At 26.4% G+C, this 9,874-nt stretch carries 1 pseudogene; it reads right to left on the minus strand.

Annotation, left to right across the window (positions count from 1 at the left end):
* A pseudogene (locus Q0J90_RS14595) lies at positions 1-9,848 on the minus strand (hypothetical protein); the annotation flags it as partial.
* Positions 9,849-9,874: the final 26 nt, after the last annotated feature.

Here is a 9,874-nt window from a genome sequence, read left to right on the forward strand (position 1 = left end):
TCTGCATTCATTGACATTATCTTATTATTCAAGTCTTCAAGATAATCTGCAAATTTTGTCTCTGTTTCTGATTTGATATTATCCAATTCTTCTCTCAAATCTGAAGCATATAAACTTCTGATTTTATTACTGTCTGACCAAGTATCTTCAAAATAATCCATGCGTTTTTCTAATCTGTGTCTAAACTCAAAATGATCTTTTTTGAAGTTATTGAATAAGTCATTAATATTTTGTACTTCTTCTTTAAATAGGCTCTCTATATTATCACTTTTACCTAATACATGATATAGATTTTCTTTTATAGAAGATAATCTATTTTCCATCTCTTCTTTTTCTTTAAGTATGCTGTCTTCTAATTCTGAAGATCTATTGATAGCTTCTTTAATAGAATTAATATCGCTATTTAATAATTCTACATTTTTATCTATATCTTCTTTTACTTTACCTTCAAACTCTTCGAATTTATCAGACAATATATCAACATAGTTCATATTGCTTTTTAATTCATTCAAGCTATTCTCTAAATCTTCTAATTTAGAAAAATCATTTTTTAATGAATTGAAAGAATCTTCTAAAGCCTGTCTCTCTAATACTAATTGGGAAACTATATCATCTTCTTTTAAATTATCTATTTCTTCACTCAAGTTTTCTATTTTTTCTAATAATAATGATTTATCTTCTGACATTAAATCTTTCAAATAATTTACATCATTCTCTGAATTATTCACCATATCTAATGTCTCTTCAAAATCAGTAGTCAATTCTTTATACTTATTTCTTACATCTGAAATTTCTGAATCTAATTTTGAATTTAGATTATATATCTCATTATCTATCTTAGAATTGATAGAACTTAAATGAATTTCTAATTCTGCTATATATTCTTTATAATCGAATAATCTTTTTGATGCTTCTTGTTCAAATTGAGAAACTACATCATTTATCTTATTATTTGATTCCTCATCAAATTTTAATATAGCATTATTCAAATTATCATTCAATGTATTGAATGAATCTTTTATCATATCATCAAGCTGAGTTTTAGTGTCATCTAGTATAGTCATTTTCTCAGCTATTTTTTCATCCAACTTGTTAGAATATTCTTTTAAATACTCATCTATATAATTTTTCTCATTAGATAAATGCTTCTGCTCTGATTCTTCTCTTGCTTTTTCTATTTCTGATTTTATCTTATTAGTATAATCAGATAAAGAAGATAATGAATCTTTATACGCTGAATTAATTAATTTTGAATAATAATCATAGCCTGATTGTATATCTTCTAATAATTTGCTGCCTTCTTCTGCTCTATGATGTTCTATATTTTTTATCTCTTCATCATATTTAGATACAGCTTTATTAATTAAATCGCGTACTTCTTCTAAGCCTCTAGCCATATCATCTGATACTTTAGAATCTACATCAGATAATCTATTTTCTATATCTTCTATTTTAGAATCTATTTTCTCATAAATAGAATTCTCTTTTTCTTCTATCTTAGAAAGTATATCTGATAATATCTCTTCTTTCTTATCTTCTGATGTTTCTAAATAGCTAGTGATACTATTTTTAGCTTCTTCCAATTGTGATAACAACTCATTAATATGACCGTCTTTCCAGCTGGATATATCTGCATTCATTGACATTATCTTATTATTCAAGTCTTCAAGATAATCTGCAAACTTTAATTCTGTTTCTTTTTGAACTTCCTCTAATTCACTTCTCATCTCAGCAGCATATATATCTCTAATTTTAGAACTATCTGACCAAGTATCTTCAAAATAATCTATACGCTTTTCTAATCTGTCTTTGAACTCTGCATTATCTGTTTTAAAGTTATTGAATAATTCTTCTAATTTATTCACTTCTTCTGTGAATAAATTTTCCATACTTTCATTCTTACCTAAGACATTAGATAAATTTTCCCTTATAGAAGATAATTTATTTTCTAACTCTTCTTTTTCTTTAAGTATACTCTCTTCTAATTCTAATGATTTACTTATAGTATTTCTAATAGAATCAATATCATTATTCAATGACTCAATATTATAATTAATATTTTTTTCTATATCTTCTTTTAAACTATTCTCCAAACCTTCTAATTTAGCAAAGTCATTCTTTAATGAATTTAATGAATCTTCCAATGCCTGCTTCTCTAATACCAATTTGGAAACCGTATCATCTTCTTTTAAATTATCAACTTCGGCTCTTAATCCGTCAATTTTTTCTAATAATGATAATTTATCATCAGACATTAAATCTTTCAAATAATTGATATCGCTCTCTGAAGTATTAACTCTATCTAATAAATCATTGAAAGTTCTATCTATCTTCTCTTTTTCTTCTTCAAATAGGGCAGGGATGTCCTCTTTAGCAGCAACTAATATTTCCTCTTTGAAGCTTTCAAAGTCATTTTTTAACTCATCTATTTTTGAAGCTAATAATTCTTTCTCTGAAGTTTGAAGTTCTATTAATTCATCTCTATCTAATATAGAACTTTTTACTACATCTAAAGCATCTTCAAAATCTATAGTTAAATTTTTATATTTATTCTTAATATCTGACATTTCTGAGTCTAATTTTGAATTTAGACTATATATCTCATTATCTATCTTAGAATTGATAGAATTAAGATGAGTTTCTAACTCAGACATATATTCTTTATAATCGAATAACTTATCAGATGCTTCTATTTCTAATCTTGAAACAGCTTCATTTATTCTAGTATCTGCATTTTCATTAAATTTAGCTATAGCATCATTCAAGTTATCATTTAATATATTGAATGAATCTTTTATCATATCATCAAGCTGGGTTTTAGTATCATTTAAGACATTAATTCTCTCAGCCATTTTTTTATCCAATTTATTAGAATATTCTTGTAAATACTCATCTATATAGTTTTTCTCATTAGTTACATGTTTCTGTTCTGATTCTTCTCTAGCTTTTTCTATCTCTTCTTTTATTCTATTAGTATAGTCTGATAAAGAAGCTAATGAATCTTTATATGTAGAATTAATTAAATTAGAATAATAATCATAGCCTGATTGTATATCTTCTAATAATTTGCTGCCTTCTTCTGTTCTAAGATGTTCTATATTCTTTATCTCTTCATCATATTTAGATACAGCTTTATTGATTATATCATGTACTTCTTCTAATCCTCTAGCTATGTCATCTGATACTTTAGAATCTACATCAGATAATCTATTTTCCATATCTTCTATCTTAGAATCTATATTCTCATAAATAGAGTTCTCTTTTTCTTCTATTTTAGAAAGTATATCTGATAATATCTCTTCTTTCTTATCTTCTGATGATTCTAAATAGTTATTGATACTATTTTTAGCTTCTTCCAACTGAGATAATAATTCGTTAATATGACCATCTTTCCAGCTGGATATATCTGTATTTATATTTTCTAGTTCTGCTTTAAAATCAGATATCTGTTCTTCTTTCCAATTAGATAGATCACTGCTTATAGATTCCACTTTATTATTGAAATCATTGAAATAATTATCTAATTTTATTTCTGTTTCATATTTGATACTGTCTAATTCTTCTCTTAAATCTGAGGCATATAATGCTCTAATTCTGTCGCTGTCAGACCATATATCCTCAAAATAATCCATGCGTTTTTCTAATCTATTTCTGAACTCTATATTATCTGTTCTAAAATCACCAAAAAGTTCATTTATTTTTTTAACTTCTTCTTTGAAGAGCCCTTCCATATTTTCATTGCTGCCTAAAACATTAGATAAATTTTCTTTTATAGAAGATAATTTATTTTCTAACTCTTCTTTTTCTCTAAGTATATTATTTTCCAATTCTGATGATTTATTTATAGAATCTTTTATATTACTCTTGATACCGTCAATATCTTCTGTTATTACAGAATATTTGTTTTCAAATTTATCATATAATTTTTTAACATCTTCTTCAACATCATCTTTTAATTGATAAAGTGTATCTTCTAATTCACCTAATTTAGAAAAATCAGATTTTATATTGTTGAAAGAATCTTCTAATGACTGCTTTTCAAATACTAATTGAGCTATAGTATTATCTTTTACAGAACTTATTTCTGATTTTAGATCATCTATCTTTTCCAAGATAATAGATTTATTTTCAGATATTATATCTTTAACTTCATCTATATCATTTTCAGAACTGTTTACTCTCTCTAAAATATTATTGCTAAATTCTTCAAATGATTTCTCTATTTTTTCTTTTTCTTTTTCAAATAGGGCAGGGATGTCCTCTTCATTTGATTTTAACAATTCATCTCTAAAAGAAGCAAATTCTGTTTTTAATGAATCCATCTGTTCTGATAACAATTCTTTCTCTGAATTTTGAAGCTCAATCAATTCATCTCTTTCAAGTAAAGAACCTTTTATCATATCCAATGCTTCTTCAAAATCTGTACTTAAATTTTTGTACTGAGATTTAACACCAGATATTTCAGTGTCTAATTTAGAAGAAATATTATAAAGCTCATTATCTATTTTTACACTGATAGCTCTTAACTGATCCTCTAATTCAGCCATATATTTCTGTTCATTGAATAATCTAGCAGCAGCTTCTCTCTCTAATCTTTCAATAGCAGAATTTACTCTATTGTTAGCATCTTCATTAAATCTATTAACTGCATCATTCAAATTAGAATTCAATGCATTGAATGATTCTTTTACCATATCATCCAATTGAACTTTGCTTTCACTTAATATATTTAATTTATCATTAACCTGCTCTTCAAGTTTAGAAGAATAATCTTTTAAATACTCATCTATATAATTTTTCTCATTAGTTACATGCTTCTGTTCTGATTCTTCTCTAGCTCTCTCTATTTCAGTTTTTATATTATCAAGATGAGTTTCTAATTCAGCAACAGCATCTTCATAAATCTTATCTATCATCAATGAATATTCTTCATAATCTTCACGTATGCTGTTTCCTAAATCTTCAATATCAGAAATAAGCTCTTCTGTTTCATTTGCTCTATGATGTTCTATTCTCTTTATTTCTTCATTATACTTTTCTACAGATTCATTTATTCTATTATGTATATCCTCTAAACTATTTCCTATAGCAGTATTTAATTTTTCATCTATAGTAGAAAGTTTATTTTCTGCTTCTAATATTCTTTCATCTATGCGTAAATAAATTTCATTTTCTTTATTCTCTATAGTGCTTAGCATATCAATAAGGAATTGATTCTTTTTGCCTTCTGAACCATCTATAAAGCTTTCTATACCTTTTTTAGCTTCATCTAATTGAGCAAGCAAGTCATTCAAATTGCCTTTTTTCCAATCATATATTTCCTTCTCTATTTGATCCATTTGATTTTTCAACTGTGCTATATGATTGTCAAATTTAACATCAGCTTCTTTTCTTATATTCTCAACTTCTTCTCTAATGTCTGCCGCATATATACTTTTTATTCTAGTATTATCAGACCACATATCTTCAAAATAAGATATACGTTTTTCAAGTCTGTCTTTAAATTCTTCATTATTTGAAGCTAAATTATTAAATATAGAATCTAATCTATCTTTTTCATTGTCTAACATTTCTTTGATTTCATTTTTATTCAATAAGTTAGACATATTATTTTTAATATTATCTATAGCAGAATCTATAGTATTTCTTTCTCTTGTTATTCTATCTTCTATAATAGAAGTTTTATTTATTGAATCTAATAAATTTTCTCTTACAGTATCAAAGTTTCTATTAAGAGTTTCTAAATCTCTGTATATACTGTCAGAATCTTTTTCTATTTTTTCCTCTAAATTTTCTTTTAATCCTTTTAATTTTTCAGACAAATCTTTAACATCATCTTTTAATCCGGAATCTATACCTTCCATTCTGTTTTTAAGATTAATGAAGTCATTTTCCAAATCTATAATTTTTCCGAAATCTTCTTTCAATATATTTAAAGAGTTCTCTAGTACTGCTTTCTCTTCAGATAAAACTTCAACTGTATTATCATCTTTTATAGCATCAACATCGCTTCTTAAAAGTTCTACCTGAGATATTAAATGATTTCTCTCTTCAGATAAAATATCTTTGATATAGTGTATATCGCTTTCACTATCAGCAAGTCTCATAAGAAGATTCTTACTAAACTCATCAAACATATTCTCTATTTTTTCTTTCTCTTCATCAAAAAGAGCAGGTATTTCAATTTCATTTGTTCTCAATACCTGATCTTTGAATAATTCAAATTCTTCTTTTAAATCATCTATTTGATTCTTTAATAATTCTTTCTCACTGTTTTGAAGCTCTATTAATTCTTCTCTTTCAATTATAGAAGATTTAATATCATCTATTATATCATTAAATTCTTTCTTATCGTCTAATATTCTTGATTTTAAATCTTCTATTTCATTAGATAATATTTCTTTAACATTATCTATTACATCAGCAATATCTTTTACCTGCTCTAATCTGTCATTATGTTCATCTAATATAGCAAGTACATTTTCATTATTAGAAATTAATTTATCTGCCTGATCTCTCAATCTATCATCAACATTATCTTTTAATGATATAAACTCATTTCTTAAATCTTCTAATGTTAATCCTATACTATCCCTAACTTCCAATGCAGTATCAGATATAACTTTTTCAGCATGCTCTTTTATATTCTCTATAGACTTTAAAGCTTTCTCTTCACTATCTCTTCTTATGTTAGCTAAGATATAAGAAAATCCTTTATATAAAGTATTAAATGAGTCATTCAAATTTGCATTTAAATTATTAACTTCCTTATCTATTTTTGAAGATGTTCTGCTTAAATATTCATCTATATAATTAGCTTCATTATTAAGATGTTTAGCTTCAGATTCCTCTCTTGCAGCTTCAATCTCATTTTTTAATTCTTCTGCATAGTTATTTAAAGAAGATTTCTCATTATTATAAAGCTCTTCAAGCATGTTAGTATACTGCTCATAATCTCTTCTTATTCCAGCACCAATGCTTTCGATATCTTCTATTATACTTCTATTCTCTTCAAGTCTGTAAGTTTCTATATCTTTTATTTCTTCTTTATACTTGTTTATAGCAGAATCAATTAATGTTCTGAGTTCATCTAATTTCTTTAAAGTATCCTCTTCTACATTATCAAATATATTTTCACATTTTTTATCAAGTAATTTCTTTTTCTCTTCTATGTAAGAATCAATAACTCCTGTTTTTTCATCAATAACTGACTGCATATTATTAGCATTATCAATGATTTGACTTATTCTCTCTCCTAAATTCTCTATACGCATTTTATATTCATCAGTCATTAAAGAAGCATGATGTTTTAATTCTTCATAATCATCTTTTAAATCATTAGAATATTTTTCAAGCATAGCATGATATTCAGAACTTATAGCATTTAAATCTGCTCTTCTTTCATCAAGAACGCTGTCTATTCTTTTTCCTAAAGAATTATATTTGTCTTCAATATCAGACATTAATTCTTTTTCTTTATCTTCTGCATTTTCATAAACTTTATTTATAGTGCGTTCAAAAGCATCTTTTCCGCTTTCAACTCTATGCATGATATCTTCTATTTCATCTTTTATTTTATTCATGCTGTCTCTTTTTTCATTTAAAAGAATATCAAAAGAGTCTGTAGCCTGACGAAGCTCATTATGAAGCATATCAACTACTTCATTTTTATTTTTATCATTGATTTTTATATTCTCATCTATAACATCATCTATTTTATTTTTAAACTCATCCAAAGAGTTTTCCATGTTATTTAACATTGCTTCATGTCTTTTTTCACTTTCATCAACCTGATTAAGTACAGAATCAATGCTGTCTGTTATAGCTTTCATTTTTGTTTGTTCATAATTATCTAAAACATCTTTTAAATGTTTTTTCAAGCTGTCTATATAAGCTTCACTATATTCAGATAATTCTTTTTTGATATCATCTATTTTATCTTCAGCATCTTTCATTCCAGTATCTAATCTTTCATTAGCTCTGCTTACTAAACCATTTATCTCAGTAGATGATTTCTCTAATATTTCTAAACGTTTCTCTATATTTTCTTTTATATTAGTTTCTGTCTCTTTGCTTAAAGTATCTATATCAGAAGAAGCTCTGTCATACTGTTCTTTCAAGCTTGACAATTTCTCATCCATAGCACCTAAATCATGAGCTGTATTTTTTATATAATTATCTATATTATCTTCTAACTCAGTTTTTATAGTGCTGAATAAAGTATCAAGTTCTCTAACTTTATCATTAGCCTGAGTTTCTAAATCTTTATATAAATATTCTTTCTGCAAGCTTAAAGAATCTAATATTTCTTCCTGTTTGTTATTAAGTATAGATATTATTTCAGAAGTTTGATAATGAGTTTCATCTATTTTATCTTTCAATAGATTAGTTTCCATTTCAACATCATTTCTAAGCTCATTAATTTCAGCTATTAAAGAACTTCTAGCATTATCTATAGAATATTCCATATCATCCTGAGCTCTTGCCAATATATCATCTTTTAACTTATTGATATCATTAACTATATCATCAAATCTGCTCTCTGCTTTAAGCATAGTTTCTTCGCTCATACCGTCTATAGATATAATTAAATCATTAAGTTCTTTAGTTTTATTTCTGTAAAGTGTTATAACTCCGTCATCTTCGTTCTCAAGTATATTTCTTATATGATTAGAGAAATTTTCAACTTCAGCTATAAATCTGATGTTTATATCATCTTTTAATGATGTAAATTCATCTTCTAATTGATGTGCTTTTTGAGCATAATCCTGACTTATATAATCAGCCTTATCTTTTATGTCATCTATAGACTTCTCCAAAGAATGTGCTTTCTGTTCTATAGAGTCTAAGAACTCCTCTCTATCCTGAGTTATTTTTTCAAGACCTTCTTTTAGAGTAGAGTAGAGCATCTCTTTTGTTTTTTCCATTTCATCTTTAAACTCTAATACGCTTGATTCTGTTATAGAGTTCAATCTGTCATGTATAGTATCTCTTAAATTATTTAATTCTGCTTCTAATCCGTCTTTAGATTGGCTTAAAGTCTCATAACGGTTTTCTATATCTCTAGATTTAACATCTATTTCATCTGCAAATGATGAATATTTATTAATAAGCTCATCTCTTCCTTTCTCAAATAGTTCCGCCAACTGCTCTATATTATGACGTGCTGTTCTTTCAGCAAGCTGAGTAAGCTGATTTGTAAATAATTCCTCTTTTTTAGCAACATGCTGCTTAAATTCTTCAGTAAGAGCAGAAATTTTTTCTTTTTCCTGCTCAGCCATAGTACTGTAATGAGCATCGCGTGCTAAGAGATTGGTAGTAAGGGCATCAAATCTCTTATAAAGCTCACTTTCAAACTCATTTAATTTAGAATTATAAGATTCTATAAGTTTATCCTGTATAGAACTGACATTTTTTTCTAATTCTGTCATTTTGGCTTTAACATCAGATATTCTTTTATATGTTTTTTCTATAGTATTACGCTCTTTTAAAACAGTATCTACTTTATTAAGTATCTCAAGATATGCTTCTTCAAGAGAATCAACCTGTTCCTGATACTGTGAAACTGCGGCTTTATAATCTTTGTAAGATTCTATTCTTTTGTTTAGTTTAGCTAGATCTTCTTCCATAGATTTGCTTATAAATCCGGCTTTTTTAACGGCTATTTCCAAATCTATGGCATTATCTCTAACTTCAGATATTTTTTCTTCGACTATTCCCTCAATAGCGGCTTTTTCTTCAGCAAATAAATCGTTTCCATAAGGATTTTTTTTCTTATCTATTATTCTAGTAATTCCGACAATAGCAGTAGGTACAACGAATATTAGTACAAGATATAGGATAGACATAAAAACTCCGTGAATATAGTATATTA

Source organism: uncultured Brachyspira sp., from assembly GCF_944390595.1.
Taxonomy (GTDB): Bacteria; Spirochaetota; Brachyspiria; order Brachyspirales; family Brachyspiraceae; genus Brachyspira.